Here is a 17444-nt window from a genome sequence, read left to right on the forward strand (position 1 = left end):
ACAACTATGACCACCCAGCTTTCATTCAACAAGGATGAGAACGAACTGCTGCCCGATTACCGCAACAAAATCGGTAAGGCCGAATCAACCGAGGATGTGAAAAAAATATTCGCCCAAACCATGGGGGCTTTACTGACTCGGGTTTTCAACGGCAACTTGCAGGTCGAATATGATGATATAAGCTTGGCCCCCCAAACGGAGGCCCGCCCTTTTACCCTCAGTGATCGCCTGGGTGGACGCTCCGAGTTTGCCGAACTTTGGGAGAAATCCGATCTTCCCCATGTGATTGGCCGCCTGGCCCAAACCGCCCAGAACCGCTACCGGCACCTGGAAAAACACCCGGAAAAGACCAACTCCAAAATCAGGATGTAGCCCCCTCTCGGCCCAACGCTGATCATCTCACGCAAAAAGCCCGGTTTTTTACCGGGCTTTTCTTGTTAATTTAATCAAGTTTGACCAAGGGCGAGAAGCACTCAGGCGATCACCTCCACATCCTCCGCCTGCAGCCCCTTGGGGGTTTCCACCACCGCGAAGCTCACCGCCTGCCCATCCTGGAGGGACTTGTATCCCTCTCCCCGGATCCCCCGATAATGGACAAAAACATCAGAATCGTTCTCTCGCTCGATGAATCCAAAACCTTTGGGGGCATTAAACCACTTTACTCTACCGCTGACTCGTTCCGACATACCATCCACTCCTTCCCAAAAATTTCCGGCGCCTTCCCGTCGCCCAACCGTAACCCCCTTCCCCGGGCCAACAACCGCCACCAACCGACAATGGCTGCGGACCATCGGGGGGTTACACTAACACAACCGACTACGACTGAGTTTAGGGTTGATTTTTCCTCCAACGCAACATTTTTTTTGGGATGTGGTACTTTACCAACCGAGGAACTCCAGAAAGCACTGGGCCAGCACCGATCCAACTACAAATCGGCGAGTTTTAGGGCCATCGGCATGCCGTTCTCCGGTCAATCCGTTCACCACACCGTGCCCCCCGGGAGCATTATACCCAGGGATGCACCGTCTAATTTACTTTGCAAATGTCATATAATTTGCCTATATATGCCTCGGTTCATAATTTTAAGATTAATTCAGGGTCCGAAGCGATCGACAGAGCCATATAGGCTGCCGACCGTGACCGACCCCCGGAATAGACCCCAAAATCAATGGATTCAGCCAAAAAAAAACGGACCATCGACCCCGAGGATAAAGCGCGCCGGATTTTTGCCAGTGCTCGCAAACTGTTCGTCGACAAGGGTTACTACCGGGTCTCCATTCCCGATATCGTGCGCAGTTCCGGGGTCAGCACCGGAGCGATCTACAACCTCTTCGGCAGCAAGGAGAACCTGGCCAAAATCCTGCACAAGAAAACCCTGGGGGACTTCAACGAAATGTTTCTCCAGCGCCTGCATGGCCGGGAAACTACCTTTGATAAGCTGAGGGTTTTTGCCGAACTGGTCTACGAATTGACCGAAGAAGATCCGGCCATGATGGAGTATCTTTTGTTTATGAAACACGCGGAGTTCATGGAAGATGCCGCTCCGGTCTGTTTCAGCGAACCTTTCATGGTGATCCGCCAGATCATTACCGCCGGGATGAAGCAGGGGGATATCCGGCAAACAGATGTTTTCATCGCCGCCGTTTCCTTCACCGGCGCCATTCTCCGCCCGGCCCAGCTCCGTATCCAGTGTGTCCTCAAGGAACCCCTGACCAGCATGACCGAACAACTGATGGCCAACGCCTGGGCGGCAATAAAATCCTGAAAACCCGCCTTTCTAAAGTTTCCGGCAAGCTCCGGCCTTCACCATCCATCCGTCACCACAAAATAGAAAGAATGTCTTTTCTATTGACTTAAGTGGGTTCTTAATTTATTCTGAATTTGTTACCTCCTCTCCGTTGGCTCCCCCCTCTTTTCTCTCCCCAGGAAAAAAGGGAAGGAGCCAACGTTTTTTTTTGCTTGACATCCCGGCTGGTCATCCATAATGTGTGCATATGCACATTACCCCAACCCTCATGAGGTGTCGCCATGAAAGTCGCAGTCAGTTCCACTGGTAAAGAACTCACTTCCCCCGTCGATCCCCGCTTTGGCCGAGCCGACTATCTGTTACTGATCGAAACCACAACCGGAGAGGTTGTGGAGGTGATCGACAATCGGGAGACGGCGGCCCAGGCCCAGGGAGCCGGCATCGCTGCCGCCGGCCGGCTGGCTGAGGCAGGAGCCCGGGCAATCTTGACTGGGGTGGTTGGACCCAAAGCGGCTCAGGTCTGCGAACGGGCCGGCATCGCCATGGTCAATGGCGCCTCCGGCACTGTCGCCGAAGCCATCGCTAAATTCAACGCCACTCCTCCCCCGTCACCGACCGACCAAGCGGTGACACCTACTTCCGTTTCCCCAGGCCGACCCGCCCCTGGAGCCGCCCGGAGTCGCTGTCGGGCTGCCGGCGGTCCGAGCCGCGATGGCCAGAGAGCCCAAGGCCGCGGAAATCAGGGCCGCTGCCGCCGCACTATGCGGACGGCCCGCTGAAAAAAAGAGGTGACCAGTTGAAGATCGCGATTGCCAGCGGCAAGGGCGGTACCGGCAAGACCACCGTGGCCTTGGCCATGGCCCGTTCCTGCCCAGGCCCCGTCCAGTATCTGGATTGTGATGTGGAGGAACCCAACGGTCATCTCTTTTTGCGGCCGACCATTGCGAGCAGCAGGACCATCTCGTTGACGGTTCCCCGACTACTGCCGGAAAGGTGCAACCATTGCGGTCTCTGCCGCGATCTTTGCCGCTTCAACGCCATCAGCAGCTTTGGAGCCGGTCGGGGCGAGCTCCTTGTTTTTCCGGAGCTTTGCCATTCCTGTGGGGGCTGTTTTCTGGTCTGCCCGGAAAAGGCGCTGGCGGAAGAAGCTCGCACCTTGGGCGTGGTGGAACTGGGTCACAGTGGCGGAATCGCTTTCGGTCACGGCCGCCTGCGGGTGGGAGAAGCCATGGCGGTTCCCCTGATTCAAGCGGTGCGGGAGCAGGCGGCCGAAGAGGGGCTGGTGCTGATCGACGCCCCTCCCGGCACCTCCTGCCCCTTCCTGGCCGCGGTCAAAGGAACCGATTATGTTATCCTGGTAACCGAGGCCACCCCCTTCGGCCTCCACGATCTACAACTGGCGGTGGCGGTGCTGCGACAACTCACCCTGCCCTTCGGGGTCATCATCAACCGCAGCGACCTCGGGGATCAGCGCACCGCCCAGTGGTGCCGCAGCCAAGGGGTCACCATCCACCTGCAGATCCCCTTCGACCATAAGATCGCGGCGGATTATGCCGCCGGCCATAGCCTCATCGACAGTCGCCCAGAACTTGAAGCGGTATTTGGCGCCTTGCTCGAAGAGGTATCCCGATGAAAGAACTTCTGATCCTCAGCGGCAAGGGGGGAACCGGCAAAACCACGGTCACCGGAGCCCTGGCCGCCATCATCAACAACAAAGTGATGGCGGACTGTGATGTCGATGCAGCCGACCTGCACCTGCTGCTCAAGCCTCGAGACAGTGTGGCACACGAGTTCTGGTGCGGAGCAGAGGCCAGGATCGATCCCCAGCGGTGCTCCGGCTGCGGAACCTGTTTCGAGCTGTGCCGATTTAAGGCCATAGAACTGAAGGACAAGGCCAGACTGCTGCCCTTTGCTTGCGAAGGATGCGGGGTCTGCGCCCAATTCTGTCCGGAAGGAGCCATCAACATGGTGGACAAACTTTCCGGCAGCTGGTTTGTTGCCACGACCGATCACGGGTCTCTGGTCCACGCCCGCTTGGGGGTGGGTGAAGAAAATTCGGGCAAGCTGGTCGGTCTGGTCAAGAGAAAAGCCCGGGAACTGGCCACCAGCCAAGGAGCCCAGTGGTTGCTGGTGGATGGCCCCCCCGGCCTGGGCTGCCCGGCAATCGCCGCCCTGGCTCAGGTCCAAGCCGCGCTGCTGGTAACCGAACCCACCCGCTCCGGCCTCCACGACCTGCAAAGAGTGGCGGAACTGACCGCTCATTTCCGGGTACCCACCGCCGTTTGCCTTAACAAATGGGATCTTCACCCCGAGCAGGCCAGCAAGATCGCTCAATTTTGTCGGCAGCAACAACTGTCACTGGTGGGGAAAATCCCCTTCGATCGAGCCGTGGTCGATGCCATCGTTCAGGGATTGCCCTTGCCGGCTCATGCCCCCAACGCCCCGGCAACCATGGCCATCGAGCAGATGTGGGCTGAACTAGAAACATTCCTGGCGCGGGAAGAACTGCGAATAATCAGTTAAATCGGCCCGCCTGTCGGGCGCAACCAATAAAGGAGAAGCGACGTGAGCCAGTATCTGATTCATCCCATCCCCATGGGCAGTAAGGTGTTCGACAAGGGAATGATGACCTACCAGTATGGGTATGGCGAACCATACACCATCCCCATCTACTGCTGGTATCTGGAGGGGGGTGACCGGAAAGTGCTGATCGATACCGGCGAACTCAATCCGATCCAATCCGAGGATCGGCAGCAGAAGATCGGGGGCCGGATCTATACCTTTGAGGAGGGACTGGCCAAATACGGTTTAAAGCCCGAGGATATCCAGGTGGTGATCCACACCCATCTGCATCGGGACCACTGCGAAAATGACTACAAGTGCGTTAATGCCCAGTTTTTTGTTCACCAAAAGGAGATCGAGACCATTCGGGCCTACCACCCCCTGGACTATCGCTATGTGGAGGATTTTATCCTGGAGGTGGAGCAGAACGGCCAGCTGACGCTGATCGACCATGATCGGGAGATCCTGCCGGGCATCCGGGTGGTCCACACCCCGGCCCATACCCCCGGCGGGATGAGCGTGCTGGTGGAAACCCCCGGGGGAAGGGCGGTGATCACCGGTTTTTGCACCATTTTCGAAAATCTGTATCCTCCCCAGGCGATCCGGGGCATGGATATGGAGGTTATTCCCCCGGGAACCCACGTTAACGCCCATGAGGCTTACGATATCCTGCTCAAAACCAAAGCGCTGGGCGACTACCTCCTGCCGCTCCATGAACCCCGTTTTGCCGGCCTGGAGACCATCTCCGGCCCAGTGCCCCATGACTAAAAAGACCGGGATTATGCGTCCACGATCTGATACTGCTTCATCTTGCGATAGAGGGTGCTGCGATCAATCCCCAATAGTCGGGCGGCCTTGGCCTTGTTGCCGTCGGTCTGGCGCAGCACCCTGACGATCCTCTCCTCCTCCCCCTCGCCATCCACCCCGCCCACCCTCTCCACCAAGAAGGACGCACTCCCACTCTCCCCACCATCCGCCAGCGACGGAGTACCTGAATCGCCCAGCACTTCGACCGAAAGCTCGGCGCTGGTGATGGTGCTGCCGGCACAAAGCACACAGGCCCGCTCGATCACATGTTCCAGTTCCCGAACATTACCCGGCCAGCGATAGGCCATGAGCAACTGCAGGGCCTGGTCGGAGATGGCGGTGATACTTTTGTCCAGCTGTTTACTGAAGCGTTCCATAAACAGCCGGGCCAACAACTCCAGGTCGTTTTCCCGCTCCCGCAGTGGCGGCAAGTGAATATCCACCACCCGCAAGCGATAGTACAGATCCTCCCTGAACTCACCCTGCTGCACCTTGCGCCGCAGATCGGCATTGGTGGCCGCCACCACCCGAACGTCAACCGATACCGGCTGATCGCCTCCCACCGGATAAAAGGTGCGCTCCTGGAGAAACCGCAACAACCTTACCTGGTTGGCCAGTGAGATATCCCCCACCTCGTCCAGAAAGAGGGTGCCACCATCGGCCTGGAGGATCCGGCCCTCCCGGTGGCGATCGGCCCCGGTGAATGACCCCCGCTTATGGCCGAACAGTTCGCTCTCCAGCAGGTTTTCGGGGATGGAAGTGCAGTCCACCTTCACCAGCGTCATCCCCCGCCGGGGGCTTTCCGCGTGCAGAGCCTCCACCACCAGCTCCTTACCGGTGCCGGATTCGCCGGTGATCAGCACGGTGACGTCCACCGGACCGACGTTTTCGATCATGGTATACACCGCCTGCATGGCGGGGGATCCGCCGGCCAGCCGATGGAAACGGGTCCGGCGGGTCCGCTGCTCCTGGTACTCGGAACAGGTCACGTCCCGAAAGAGCAGCATGGCCCCGATAAACTGTTCGCTCCGCCCCTCCAGGGGAACACCGCTGATCCGGAAGACCACGCGCCCCAGCTTGTCCAACTCCAGTTCCACCTGATGCTCCTCCACCTCCCGGCGGGATTCGAGCACCCGGCTGGCGTCATCAACAAAAACCCGAAAGGGGGCCGGCAGCTCCTTCAGGCTGCTGCCCACCTCCAGATCAAGCTCCAGCGCGGTGGCCCACTGGCGGGCCCGCTCATTGATTTGGGAGACCTTCAACTCGGGATCGACGGTGATAATCATATCCCGGACGCTGCGGAAAACCGTTTCCAGATCCTGCCGATAACGCTCCATTTGCCGGTCGGCCCGCACCTTTTCCCGCCACAAGGCAAACTGCTGCAGGGCCATGCGGGCGGTCCGCAGCAGATCATCCTTCTTGACCGGTTTGGCCAGATAGTCGAAGGCGCCCAGGCGCACCGCCTCGGCGGCGGTACCGATGTTGGGATAGCCGGTGACCATCACCACCGGACACTCCTTGCACAGCTCGCGAACCCGCCGCAGCAGCTCGATTCCCGACTCTCCATCCATGACGATATCGCTGATGATCAGATCAAACTCCTCGTTGTTGATCAGCTCCATGGCTTCTTCAAAGGTTCCGGCAGTCTTTACCGGCCCGTATCCTTCCCGGCTCAAAAACATTTTAAAGGTCAGGCGGAGGCTCTCCTCGTCATCAACCACCAGAATCCTGCTGCTAATCTTTTCGGGCTCCACCATGGTCAGCCTCCTTTATACGTATTTATCATGCCGCCTCCATCTCAGGAGACCGGCAGATCCACCATCATAGTGGTATGTTTACCATACTCGCTTTCAACCCGCAGAAAACCACCAAGCTCGCGCATAATCCCCTGGCTGATGCTTAATCCCAGGCCGGTTCCCTCCCCCGTCTTTTTGGAGGAGAAAAAAGGCTCGAAAATATGTGCGATAATCTCCCGGGGAATCCCGGTACCGTGGTCGGTGACGGTGGTCCGGATATATGGGTTGCCGTTCTCGGCCCAGCGCCTGGCCCGAATCTCCACGCGCTTGTCGGGATCCTTGCCGGGATAACGCTGGTTGAGGGCATGACGGGCGTTACTCAGCAGATTGAGAAAAACCTGCTGCAATTGATGCGGGTTAACGGAGAGCAAAGGCAGATCCTCGTCGAGGTCCACCGAAAGGGAGATTCCATCCTTGAACATTTGATGGGTGTAAAGAGCCAGGGCGTTATCGATCACCTCCCCGATCATCACCGGCTCAACATCCTCGGTACGATGCTGCCGGGAAAAAGAGAGCAGATTGCGAACGATATCGGCAACCCGCTCCCCCTCCTCGATGATCCGGGCCAGCATTTCGCGCCCCTCCCCGTCGGGATGGTCATCGACCAGCAACTGGGCGAAATTGATAATTCCGTTGACGGGATTGTTGATCTCATGGGCCACTCCGGCGGCCAACTCCCCAATGGCCGCCAACTGACCGGCCCTCATGGTTTCCGCCGCCCGTAATTTTTCTTCGGTAACATCCTCGAAACTGCCGATGGCCCCCACCACCTCACCATCGGGGTTCCGCAGCAGCCCGGTATCGATTCGCAACAGGCGCAGTCGCCCATCCTTGAGGGTCATTTGGCACTCCGAGCCGCTGAGGCGGCCGATCCGGGCCAACAGTGCTTCCCCGGATTCCTTTCCGGGGCAACCAGCAAGATCGAGGGCGGTAAAAAGCGGGCAGGGCCGCCCCATCACCTCCCAGCGCTGATAACCGGTCGCCTCCTCGGCCCGATCGTTCCAGCTGCTCACCAACCCCTGGCCATCGACGGTGAAAATAGCGCTGGGACTCACCCGGTAGAGCAATTCCGCTTTCTCCTTGGCATGCAGCAGTTGGGCGGTCCGCTCCCGGACCCGCCGTTCAAGTCGCTCCTGTTCATCACGGAGCATAACCGCCATCTTCTTGCGGGTGGTAACATCCCGCAGGGACTCGACAATTCCCCACACCTTCCCGTCGTCATCAAACAGCGGCGAGGCCAGGACTTCAAAAACCCGCAGCTCACCAGCGGCCGTATAGTGCTCGTGCTCCACCTGCACCCGGCGGCGGGAGCGTAAAACCTCCTGGAGGGGACAGGAGCGCCCCACCTGATCGCAGGGACGCTCCAAGCCGAAAATGAGCTGATGGCAGTGGGGCAACCGGGCCACCTCCCGCTCGCCACTGCTGGCATACTCGCGGGCCGCCCTGTTCATCAGTTTGATATAATAATCGGCCCCCACCACGATAATGGGATCGGCCACCCCATCCAAAACGGTCTGCCAAAGATCCTGTGGTGATTCCTTGCATCCTTCCGGCAAAACAACACCTCACGGGCGGGTTTCATCACCGGCTCCAGCCGCGGTCCACATCGCCACTCAACAGGGAAATTCGATCTTCACCGTCACCTCAGGGCCGGCGGTATCCAGTCGCAACTCTCCCCCCTGCTCCGCCACCACCTCCTGCATTCCGGCCAGCAGCTCGGGATCAATCCGGGAAGACTGGCCGCTGAAGGAGAGGCGCAGGCAGCGCCCCTGTTTGCGGCTGCTGAGCTCTCCCTTGATCAGCAATTTTTTATTCTGATCCTTGGCGGGATAGCGCAGGTCCAAGGTACGGCGAGCCTGCTCGCAGAGGAGCATAAACACCTGCTGCATCCGCCGGGCGTTAACCGGCAGGGGCGGAAAATCGGCGGGCAGGTCCGGTTCCACCAGAATTCCGGATCCCTTCATGCTGAAACGGCTAAGGGTGATGGCATCGGCCAATACCTCGCCCAAGGGCAGAAACTCCTCATCGTGCCCCCCGCCCCGGCTGTAGAAGATGGTTTTCTTCATGATCCCGGCCAACTGCTCGCCGGTGCCGATCAGTTTGGCCGCAATCTCCCGCTGGGTCTGCTGCTCCAGGGGCTCGTCGGCCAAAATCTGGGCATAGTTGATCATTCCGTTGGCCAAATCGCTCACCTCGTGGGCGACCCCCGCCATGATCCCCCCCGACTCGGCGAGGTTGAAGCCCAGCAGCTGCCACTTATGTTCCCGACCGGGAGCGGTGGCGCTGAACTGACGCAAAGCCATTCCCACCGCCGTGGCCACACCTTGGAGAAGATCCACCTCATAGGGGGTAAATCCCTCGGCGGCGGTGCTGAAAACGGCCAGCACCCCCACCAGCCCTTCCTCCTCTTCGCTCAAGGGGAAAACGCCGTAGGCGGCCCGGCGCCCGGCCAGCTTGGTATCCTGCAGCAATCCGGGTGAAACCGTGGCCAGATAGTCGGGAATAACCACCGGTTCACCCGCCGCCAGAGCCCGTTGCACCGGACCCGAATCCTTGCCCGGCTCCCGCCCCGCCACCGGCAGACCGCTCACCAGGGCCAGATTGTCCGGTTCAACCAAGCCCGGGCCGGCTCCGGCCACCCCCAAAAGCTTGAGGCCATGGGGTTGCAAGGGGCATCCCAGCCAAACCAGAAAGTAGTCGGAATTATGGCGCAAAGCACGACAGACCTCAATTCCCAGCTGCTCCATGGTCCGGGCCTGGGAGAGGGCCGCAACCGCCCGGCGGCCCATGGCGGCCAACGCCACCTGCCGCTCCAGACGGCCAGCCATTTCCGCGTCATGACGCAACAGGTCATTGACCATGGCGACCACCCCCGACAACCACCGACCGTCGGCCGGGCAGGAGATCTCCAGGCGCTCACCATCCAATACTTCCTTCCCCTGGGAGTTGAGGCAAACCAGCGGCAGCACCACCCGCCGGTAACCAAGAAAAAGGGCAACCAGAGCCCCGAAAAAGAGCAGGGCCAGGGTGCCGATCAAGACGTTCTGAAAACCGACCAGGCGGCGCTTGGCCTGCTCCACCACCAAGCGGTCAAAGAGCAGCAACCGCTCACCCAGGATTCGCATCTCCCGGTTCAGGTTGCGCCGCAACTCCGGGGCGTGGGGGCGAGCCTCAAGCTGGCGGACCATCACCACCATGCCGGAAATATCCACGGCCTGCATGAAGCCCAACTTGTACTCATCGGCGATCCGGCGGTCCGCCAGCACCGAGGACAGGGAACTGTTGAACTGCTCCAGGGACCGGGAAACGTTCTCCAGATTACCGTTCTCGGCCTGCAACAGTTCATCCATAAGTTGTTCGCGGATGATGGTAAAACGGAAAAGCAGGGTTTCGCTTTGATCGGCAATCGCTTTATGACCCGCGTAAAGTGTGTATTGGCGGGCGCCTGAGCCAAGCAGCGCCACCAGGATCAAGCCCAATCCCAGAACTGAAAACCAGATTATCCGTTGCAAGGCCATGGTCCGATCCTTTTTGGGATTAAGCGCCGAGCAACCGTTTCCCGACGCCCCGGGTTGGGAAAACCGGAAGGGCGCGGAGGGGATTACCCCCTCCGCGTTTAGCCGTCATTATACCCGTCTCAAGATTTGTCCTTCCAGGTGAAAAGAATCGGCAACCGAGCCAGCACCGCCCGGTAAACCAGGATATAGGTCGCGTAAACGGTGACGGTGATCACGAACTCCCGCCAGTGGGGAATCTCCTGATAAAGATTCCAGTTGAAAGTGATGAGCGAGGTGTTGAGCCGATTCAAGGCAATCCCCACCACCGCGAACAGAGCCGCCCAACGGGCCGTGGTGGCGTTGTTGTTACGCACCGCCGAGGTGAAAAGCACCAGCGGCACGATTACGCCCAGGGCCATTTCGAACATGAACCACTGTCCCCAGCCGCTGAAAAGATACTGCCAGTCATTATCGTGGGCGACCCCGATGAACTTGATCACCAGATAGGTGACCAGGGCCAGGGCGGCCCCCTTGGCGATTCCCACCGTCAGGCGGTCCAGGCTTTTCAGGAAGGTCTCGTCACAGCGCCAGCGCATAAACCACTTGGTCAGGGTGCTGACCACGATCAACATGGAGAGGCCGGCAAAAATCGCCGAGCAGATGAAATGGAACCACTGGAAGGCGGAGGAGTACCAGAGCGGATGGACCTTGCCCGGAGCGTAGGTGAAAAGCGCCCCCAGGGCACCTTGGTGCAGGGTGGAGAGAATAATACCGGCCACGGTCAGACCAATTACGATCTGTTTGATAAAACGTTTGGCCTTGGGCCAGCCCATCCACTCGGAAACCGCCGGCACCAGCTCGGCGACCTGCACCGACAGGTAAGTGGCCACGTGCCAGGCCACCAGGAAGAGGACCGCCGCCGGGCCCAGGGAAACAAACATCGGATAGATCAAACGCCAGGGCTGGCCCAGATCCACCTGGAGAAACATGACCGCGAAGAAATAGCCCAGCAATCCATTGAGCAGCCCCAACCGCTCGATGGGTTTGAAATCCTTGCGGCCGAACAGCTCGACGGTGGTCCCCATCATAAAGCCCGAGGCGGACAGGGGAACCATCACAAACAAGCCCCAACCCAGCAGCAGACCCCAGGGATAATCGTAGGAGCTATGGGTGACCCAACCCAGGCCGAAGATGAAGCGACCGACAATGATCGGCAGCCCCACCGCGAAAATCGCTGCCAGAATCCAGTTGAAGGGATTGCGTAACTGGGCCGCCCAATATTCCTGGGAACTCAATCCCAGCATCATCTTCTCCTTGAAGCTCCAAGGAGTACCATCCGGTTTGTGCAGCGTGTCGATCGGCCGGAAGCCCTTTGCAAGCATTCGATTCATGATTTGCCCCCCTCTCCCCTGTTGTTATCTTTTTTGCCGGCTTCGGCCTCCTCCTTACGGGTGGCGAGCAGATGAAATCCGGTGAACAGCGCCGGCCAGATGGTCAGCACCATGGGCACGATGGTCAGGAACTCCTTAACATAGGAGATTACCGGTTCATTGCCGAGGGTGGTGTTGAAACCGAGCTCCTCAAAGGGCACTCCCGAAAGGTAGAGCCAGGAGGTCCCCCCCATCTCCTTTTCGCCATAAATATGATCGACATATTTATTGGGGCGTTCCTTGATCCGCTGCCGGGCAAGGCGCAGCATATCGGCACGCTTGCCGAAGACCATCACCTCCTGGGGACAGGCCTCGACGCAAGCCGGGGGGCGGCCGAACTGGAGCCGGGTATCATAACAGAAGATGCACTTCTTAATGATGGGGTTGATCGTGCTGGAGTAGCTGTAGGCCGGGATATGGAAGGGACAGGCGATCATGCAGGTCCGGCAGCCGACGCAAACCTTGGGATCGTAAATCACCGCTCCTTCCGGGGTTTTCTTGTAGGCGTTAACAAAGCAGGAGGTTAGACAACCGGGCTCATTGCAGTGATTGCATTGAATTTTGCGGTAGACCGGCCCCCCCGACTGGGTGTCATAACGGTTGACCACCGTATAGGCCTTCTCCGTGGGCTGCCGGGGCATGCCGCCATGTCTGGTTTCCTCGAACACCGAGGTGTCGTTAAAAGGTTTGGCCGGTTCCGGCAACCCCTGCTCCTTGTTGCAGGCCGCCTCACAGGTACGGCAACCGACACACTTGGTCAGGTCGACCAGGACCCCCATACTGTCGGGGTAACCCTCAAACGAGGCGGCCTTACCCGAGGCCGCCTTGCCGGTCACCGCCAGGGCGGCAGTCCCGGCCAAACTGCCCTTGAGAAAGTTTCTGCGATCTATCTTCTTCATCACTAAGCTCCTCTCCTCTATTTTTGCTGAACCCAGACCCGGCTCAATTTCAATGCTTGTCGTCAGAACCACCTTGGGGGGCGTAATCACCGCTGCGGTAGAAAGCATCGCCCTTTTCGGTGCGCACATGGCAGTCGGTACAACCGTAGGCAACCCCAAACTGCTGATGACAGCCGAGGCACTGCTGATGGAGAGCCCCGAGCAACCCGGGCCGGCCGGTGTGATAGAGGTAGGGATCCTGCTCCAGCTTCTCCAGGTAGGCGGAGGAGAAACGATCCTGGGGATGACAATCCTTGCAGGCCACTGCTCCGGCGGGGCTACCTCCCTGGTGACAGCGCAGGCAACGTTCATCCACCGGGGCCTCCCCCAGGGTGTGGTGATGGCAGGTTACACAGGATCCGGTTATCATCACGTGAAAGTTGTGATCAAACGTAACCGGACCATAGAGGTCACCCAGCTCATCCATAACAACGGTGTCCGGTGCCGCTCCCAGCAGACCCGGAAGGGCTCCGCCCATCAACAGGGCCAGCCCCAGCGCCAGCAGCTTCTTTCTTGATCCACCCATTCCGTCTCTCCTTTGCTGATAGTTTATAAAAACAACCCGACCCGAATCGAATTCCATACCTCTTGTTATCGCTGGCCCACGCGTTTGCACAGATAGTGCCAAGTAAAAGAAGGGTTATTCTGTAACCAGCTAAATGGGCAACAACTCTGTCTTCTGGACCCACCTTTCCCCACGGCAAAGTGTTTCAAGAAGTGTGGCATGCAACACTTCTGTTGCAACAGAAGTGTTGCATGCCACACTTGCAGGCCCCACTGGATTTACTCCTTGCTGGCCGGCTCGATGCCCACCGGGACCGTCTCCTGCTCGATCTGAGCGCAACCCATGATAATATCGGCCTCTTTGCCATCAATGGTCTCATGCTCCAACAAAATGGCTGCCAGTCGATGGAGGTATTTGATCTTGCCCTCCAGGATAATCATCGCCTCCTGGTAACAGGTTTCAATCAACTGGTTGATTTCGGCGTCGATGGCCCGGGCGATCTCCTCACTGTAGGGCCGCGATCCGGCATCTCCACCCAAAAAGCCTGTGGCTTCCTTAATATAGGCCCGAGGACCCAGAACCGAACTCATTCCCCACTCGCAGACCATGCGAGTGGCCAGATTGGTAACCGCCTGGAGGTCGTTGCTGGCGCCGGTGGAAAATTCCCGGAAGACAATCTCTTCGGCAGTACGGCCCCCCAACAGGATTTTGATGCGGTTCATCAGGTACTCCCGGGAGTAGGCATGGCGATCATCCAACGGCACCTGCTGGGTCACCCCCATGGCCCGGCCCCGGGGGATAATGGTGATTTTGTGAACCGGATCGGTGTTGGGCAGCAGTTTGGCCATGATGGCGTGCCCCGCCTCATGATAGGCGGTGACCTTGCGCTCTTCGGCGTTGATCACCAGCCCTTTCCGCTCCGCCCCCATCAGAATTTTGTCCCGCGCCTCCTCGATATCCTCCAGCTCCACCTCCTGCTTATGCTTGCGGGCTGCCATCAAGGCCGACTCGTTAATCAGATTGGCAAGCTCGGCCCCGGTAAAACCTGGGGTACTGCGGGCCACATCGGCCAGATCCACCGAATCGGCCATCTCAACCAGGCGGGCGTGAACCTCAAGGATCTTGATTCGGCCATTGATATCCGGTGGCAAGATATTGACCTGGCGATCAAAACGTCCCGGTCGCAACAGGGCGGGATCCAACACGTCGGGACGGTTGGTGGCCGCCACAATCACCACCGTTTCATCGGAACGGAAACCATCCATCTCCACCAGCAGGGCGTTCAAGGTTTGCTCCCGTTCATCCTGGCCGCCGGCACTGGCCGCCGCGCCCCGGCTGCGGCCCACCGCATCGATCTCGTCAATGAAGATAATGCAGGGGGCATGTTTCTTGGCCGCCTTGAACAGCTCCCGCACCCGAGAGGCCCCCACCCCGACAAACATCTCAACAAAATCGGAACCGCTGATACTGTAAAAAGGAACCCCCGCCTCACCGGCAATCGCCTTGGCCAGCAGGGTCTTGCCGGTTCCCGGCGGCCCCTGCAACAGAACCCCCCTGGGTATCCGCCCACCCAGCCGGGTGATACTTCCGGGATTGCGCAAACAGTCAACAATCTCCTCCAACTCCTCCTGGGCCTCGGGAATGCCGGCCACATCGGCAAATGTGACTTTCTGCTTGGAGTCCAGCGGGGTGGGCAGATTTTTTTCGGAAAACCGGGACAATCCTCCCCGTTGTTGAAGAACCATGAAGATCATCACCCCCCCCACCAGCAACAACACCGGGAAGGTACTGGTCCAGAAAGAGGACCCCCGGGGCTCAGGACGGGCCTCGATCTTGATCCCCTGCTCTTCCAGCCTGGGCAACAGGGCGGCGGGGGCCGGAGCATATGTTGAAAAGGGCTGATTTAAACGATCCAGGCCGGTTATCTGGCCACCCCGCAAGGTAACTTCCCTGATCTCTCCCTCATGCAGCCTGGCCAGGAAGCTGGAATACTCCAGATGGGGCGGTTGCCCTTCCATCTGATGGATGTTGTAGGCGACCACCGCCACCGCCACCGCAAAAAGTAACAAAAGATAATTACGTACATATTTGGCCATACCCCAACCTCCATCACTATAGATGCGAGTTAAGTGTCCAACTTCTTTGGCCTTATTTCTCTGCAACAACCACGCCAACTTGGCGAATACTTGAAAATCCCCCAGCCCGGGCCAAAAAAAATCCGGGATCATCCCGGATTTTTTACAACCGACCAGCCAACCACCGGCCTCGTTATTTTAGCGTCTAACCGCTACAGTCTTCTCCTGGGGACGGTTGACATATTTGAAGAAGGCGGGGAATGCAACCAGAAAGGCCAGGCAGATAATGTATTCAACCCCCTTGATGTGAGAGTAGAAATCCACCAGGGTCTGGAACTCACCGATCGCTCCGGTGGCCACCAGATAGCTGCGCAGCAACTCGGAAACCTGCCAGTTAACCTGGGAGAGACTGAAGAGAACCACACCCATGGCCCAAGCGCCGACCATGACGCCCACGCCAACCATCATGGCCAGGAAGAGCTTACCGCTGCGATTTGTATTGTTGGTTGTCATTGTTCCATCCTCCATGTTGCGTCATCGTCACTTGCGATTGGTTCATGGTCCGGCTAAGTTCTATTGTCCGGTCACTGCGGTGATTAAACCCCTGACCAGATCAACCGCCCCGGCTTCCATCACTCCGCCCGCCAAGCAGGCGAGGCCCCAAGCCCCGATCAAGGCGGCCAGAATCACGACAATCCCAATTCCAGCTTGCCCGGCACCCTCGGCAATCGCTCGACCATCGATCCGCGCCCCTGCCATTTCCTGTCCGATTCCAGTTGCGTTCTTCATGGTGTCCTCCTTATCTCTTTGTCTTGACTCCTCTAATCACCTCATCGTTTCTCTTTGACCAGCTAAGAATGCACGTGTCGTGCCAAGCCTTGAGGCTTTTTTCACCTCTAAACGATTTACCACAAATAATTTTCGATAAATCGGTTAATTACCTATTAGACGATTTCAACTGCCAGCCACTAAACAACCAGCACCACACAACTGTTGGCCAAAGAATAAATCAACGAAAATACATAGATATAACCATATCTCTGACCGTCTCGAACGGCAAGGGGTGTAAACACCGCCACACAACACAAATGTTGCATGCCACACCTCACCGCGACACCTGTGCGTCAGTTGACTGTTGCAAAAGGGAGAGGAGAGGGAGATCACCGCAGTAGCCGGGCTAACCCTTGGCCCAGCATTAGGAACAGACGGCCATGAACACAAAAAACTCCGGGGATAGTCTCTACCCCCGGAGTTGGCCTTAGCGTCTTAAGTAAGTTACGATCAGCGGGGCACGGCCTTCGGCGCACGGTTGACATATTTGAAGAAGGCGGGGAAAGCCACGAGAAAGGCCAGACAGATAATATACTCAACCCCCTTGATGTGGGTATAGAAATCCACCAGAGTCTGGAACTCACCGATTGCCCCGGTGGCCACCAAATAGCTGCGCAGTAACTCGGAAACCTGCCAGTTAACCTGGGAGAGGCCGAAAAGCACCATTCCCACCGCCCAAGCTCCGATCATGCCACCTGCGCCCAGCATCATCACCAAAAAGATCTTACCGCCGCGATTTTCGCCTTTACCAGTCATCACCCTCTCCTCCGTTCAATTGTTGTAATTTAAAACTTTGGCCCCGACTGCCCCGTAATTTTTCAAACTCCAATTACCGCACTGAAAAAACCCCGGACCAAGTCGCCGACTCCGGTTGCCATCACTCCGCCCACCAGGCAGGCAAGACCCCAAACACCAATCAAAGCGGCCAGAAGAACAATGATTCCAATCCCGGCTTGTCCGGCACCTTCGGCAATGCCCCTGGTGTCAACCACATCCTTGCCCAACCGTTCCTGCCTGATTTCAGTCGTGTTCTTCATGGCGTCCTCCCTATCCGTCTGTCTTTACTAACCTAATTGCACCAGGCTAGTGTTTGATCAGGGACTTCTGCACGGTGCGTGCCAAGAAAAATCGCCACCAGGGTAAAAAGGGCTACCAGACAGCGGTTACTGAGGCTAACCTTATGATTTAAGGCTAAAATTAAATTATGCCGGCCTGAAACCAAGAAATAAGGGGGAAGATGCCACAGGGCTGTGGCA

Annotated in this window: 18 protein-coding genes; 6 read left to right on the forward strand and 12 right to left on the reverse strand. The window is 58.0% G+C overall.

Annotated elements, in window-relative coordinates:
* Positions 1-6 precede the first annotated feature (6 nt).
* Positions 7-372, forward strand: coding sequence for a hypothetical protein (locus ACHHRT_RS00810; protein ID WP_395496763.1), 366 nt, complete (start codon positions 7-9; stop codon positions 370-372).
* Positions 373-473: 101 nt separating this feature from the next.
* On the opposite strand, the gene ACHHRT_RS00815 is transcribed toward ACHHRT_RS00810, so the two are convergent.
* Positions 474-686: a cold-shock protein gene (locus ACHHRT_RS00815; protein ID WP_395496764.1), complete on the reverse strand. Its 213-nt coding sequence runs from the start codon at positions 684-686 to the stop codon at positions 474-476.
* A 482-nt stretch (positions 687-1168) separates the two neighbouring features.
* Here ACHHRT_RS00815 and ACHHRT_RS00820 point away from each other — a divergent pair, with 482 nt between their 5' ends.
* The 5 genes from ACHHRT_RS00820 to ACHHRT_RS00840 all read left to right on the forward strand — a co-directional run bounded on the left by ACHHRT_RS00820 (position 1169) and on the right by ACHHRT_RS00840 (position 5077).
* Positions 1169-1765, forward strand: coding sequence for a TetR/AcrR family transcriptional regulator (locus ACHHRT_RS00820; protein ID WP_395496765.1), 597 nt, complete (start codon positions 1169-1171; stop codon positions 1763-1765).
* A 263-nt stretch (positions 1766-2028) separates the two neighbouring features.
* Positions 2029-2526, forward strand: coding sequence for a NifB/NifX family molybdenum-iron cluster-binding protein (locus tag ACHHRT_RS00825; protein ID WP_395496766.1), 498 nt, complete (start codon positions 2029-2031; stop codon positions 2524-2526).
* A 17-nt stretch (positions 2527-2543) separates the two neighbouring features.
* The gene (locus ACHHRT_RS00830; RefSeq protein ID WP_395496767.1) at positions 2544-3380 is read left to right on the forward strand and encodes an ATP-binding protein; all 837 of its coding nucleotides are present in this window, start codon (positions 2544-2546) and stop codon (positions 3378-3380) included.
* Positions 3377-4270, forward strand: a complete 894-nt coding sequence (locus tag ACHHRT_RS00835; protein WP_395496768.1) for an ATP-binding protein — start codon at positions 3377-3379, stop codon at positions 4268-4270. Before ACHHRT_RS00830 ends, ACHHRT_RS00835 begins: the two co-directional genes overlap by 4 nt.
* Positions 4271-4312: 42 nt before the next feature.
* Positions 4313-5077, forward strand: a complete 765-nt coding sequence (locus ACHHRT_RS00840; RefSeq protein ID WP_395496769.1) for an N-acyl homoserine lactonase family protein — start codon at positions 4313-4315, stop codon at positions 5075-5077.
* Between the two features lie 11 nt (positions 5078-5088).
* Here ACHHRT_RS00840 and ACHHRT_RS00845 read toward each other — a convergent pair whose 3' ends face one another.
* The 11 genes from ACHHRT_RS00845 to ACHHRT_RS00895 all read right to left on the reverse strand — a co-directional run bounded on the left by ACHHRT_RS00845 (position 5089) and on the right by ACHHRT_RS00895 (position 17225).
* Positions 5089-6873, reverse strand: coding sequence for a sigma-54 dependent transcriptional regulator (locus ACHHRT_RS00845; RefSeq protein ID WP_395496770.1), 1785 nt, complete (start codon positions 6871-6873; stop codon positions 5089-5091).
* A 41-nt stretch (positions 6874-6914) separates the two neighbouring features.
* Entirely contained in the window at positions 6915-8468 is a 1554-nt protein-coding gene (locus ACHHRT_RS00850; RefSeq protein WP_395496771.1) for a PAS domain-containing sensor histidine kinase, read from the reverse strand.
* A 57-nt stretch (positions 8469-8525) separates the two neighbouring features.
* Positions 8526-10430, reverse strand: coding sequence for a GAF domain-containing protein (locus ACHHRT_RS00855; RefSeq protein WP_395496772.1), 1905 nt, complete (start codon positions 10428-10430; stop codon positions 8526-8528).
* A gap of 119 nt (positions 10431-10549) precedes the next feature.
* Positions 10550-11800, reverse strand: a complete 1251-nt coding sequence (gene nrfD, locus ACHHRT_RS00860; protein WP_395496773.1) for an NrfD/PsrC family molybdoenzyme membrane anchor subunit — start codon at positions 11798-11800, stop codon at positions 10550-10552.
* Entirely contained in the window at positions 11797-12738 is a 942-nt protein-coding gene (locus ACHHRT_RS00865; protein ID WP_395496774.1) for a 4Fe-4S dicluster domain-containing protein, read from the reverse strand. Before ACHHRT_RS00865 ends, nrfD begins: the two co-directional genes overlap by 4 nt.
* Before the next feature lie 49 nt (positions 12739-12787).
* Complete coding sequence (locus ACHHRT_RS00870; protein WP_395496775.1) at positions 12788-13303, reverse strand: cytochrome c3 family protein; 516 nt, start codon at positions 13301-13303, stop codon at positions 12788-12790.
* 257 nt (positions 13304-13560) lie between these two features.
* Positions 13561-15378 (reverse strand): ATP-dependent zinc metalloprotease FtsH, encoded by a 1818-nt coding sequence (ftsH, locus tag ACHHRT_RS00875; RefSeq protein WP_395496776.1) that lies wholly within the window; start codon positions 15376-15378, stop codon positions 13561-13563.
* Between the two features lie 177 nt (positions 15379-15555).
* Positions 15556-15870, reverse strand: a complete 315-nt coding sequence (locus ACHHRT_RS00880; protein ID WP_395496777.1) for a hypothetical protein — start codon at positions 15868-15870, stop codon at positions 15556-15558.
* Between the two features lie 60 nt (positions 15871-15930).
* Positions 15931-16146 (reverse strand): hypothetical protein, encoded by a 216-nt coding sequence (locus ACHHRT_RS00885; RefSeq protein ID WP_395496778.1) that lies wholly within the window; start codon positions 16144-16146, stop codon positions 15931-15933.
* A 492-nt stretch (positions 16147-16638) separates the two neighbouring features.
* Entirely contained in the window at positions 16639-16944 is a 306-nt protein-coding gene (locus ACHHRT_RS00890; protein WP_395496779.1) for a hypothetical protein, read from the reverse strand.
* A 62-nt stretch (positions 16945-17006) separates the two neighbouring features.
* A complete protein-coding gene (locus ACHHRT_RS00895) occupies positions 17007-17225 on the reverse strand; it encodes a hypothetical protein (protein ID WP_395496780.1) in 219 nt (72 codons plus the stop codon).
* Positions 17226-17444 lie beyond the last annotated feature (219 nt).

The sequence above is a fragment of the Desulfurivibrio modestus genome, assembly GCF_044068625.1.
Taxonomy (GTDB): Bacteria; Desulfobacterota; Desulfobulbia; order Desulfobulbales; family Desulfurivibrionaceae; genus Desulfurivibrio.

Excerpts from the sequence above, each read along its gene's own strand:
- ACHHRT_RS00865 (WP_395496774.1), bottom strand. The coding sequence starts at position 12,738 with ATGAAGAAGATAGATCGCAGAAACTTTCTCAAGGGCAGTTTGGCCGGG.
- ACHHRT_RS00870 (WP_395496775.1), bottom strand. The coding sequence starts at position 13,303 with ATGGGTGGATCAAGAAAGAAGCTGCTGGCGCTGGGGCTGGCCCTGTTG.
- ACHHRT_RS00825 (WP_395496766.1), top strand. The coding sequence starts at position 2,029 with ATGAAAGTCGCAGTCAGTTCCACTGGTAAAGAACTCACTTCCCCCGTC.
- ACHHRT_RS00895 (WP_395496780.1), bottom strand. The coding sequence starts at position 17,225 with ATGAAGAACACGACTGAAATCAGGCAGGAACGGTTGGGCAAGGATGTG.
- ACHHRT_RS00890 (WP_395496779.1), bottom strand. The coding sequence starts at position 16,944 with ATGACTGGTAAAGGCGAAAATCGCGGCGGTAAGATCTTTTTGGTGATG.
- ACHHRT_RS00885 (WP_395496778.1), bottom strand. The coding sequence starts at position 16,146 with ATGAAGAACGCAACTGGAATCGGACAGGAAATGGCAGGGGCGCGGATC.
- ACHHRT_RS00810 (WP_395496763.1), top strand. The coding sequence starts at position 7 with ATGACCACCCAGCTTTCATTCAACAAGGATGAGAACGAACTGCTGCCC.
- nrfD (WP_395496773.1), bottom strand. The coding sequence starts at position 11,800 with ATGAATCGAATGCTTGCAAAGGGCTTCCGGCCGATCGACACGCTGCAC.
- ACHHRT_RS00820 (WP_395496765.1), top strand. The coding sequence starts at position 1,169 with ATGGATTCAGCCAAAAAAAAACGGACCATCGACCCCGAGGATAAAGCG.
- ftsH (WP_395496776.1), bottom strand. The coding sequence starts at position 15,378 with ATGGCCAAATATGTACGTAATTATCTTTTGTTACTTTTTGCGGTGGCG.
- ACHHRT_RS00855 (WP_395496772.1), bottom strand. The coding sequence starts at position 10,430 with ATGGCCTTGCAACGGATAATCTGGTTTTCAGTTCTGGGATTGGGCTTG.
- ACHHRT_RS00880 (WP_395496777.1), bottom strand. The coding sequence starts at position 15,870 with ATGACAACCAACAATACAAATCGCAGCGGTAAGCTCTTCCTGGCCATG.
- ACHHRT_RS00835 (WP_395496768.1), top strand. The coding sequence starts at position 3,377 with ATGAAAGAACTTCTGATCCTCAGCGGCAAGGGGGGAACCGGCAAAACC.
- ACHHRT_RS00845 (WP_395496770.1), bottom strand. The coding sequence starts at position 6,873 with ATGGTGGAGCCCGAAAAGATTAGCAGCAGGATTCTGGTGGTTGATGAC.
- ACHHRT_RS00815 (WP_395496764.1), bottom strand. The coding sequence starts at position 686 with ATGTCGGAACGAGTCAGCGGTAGAGTAAAGTGGTTTAATGCCCCCAAA.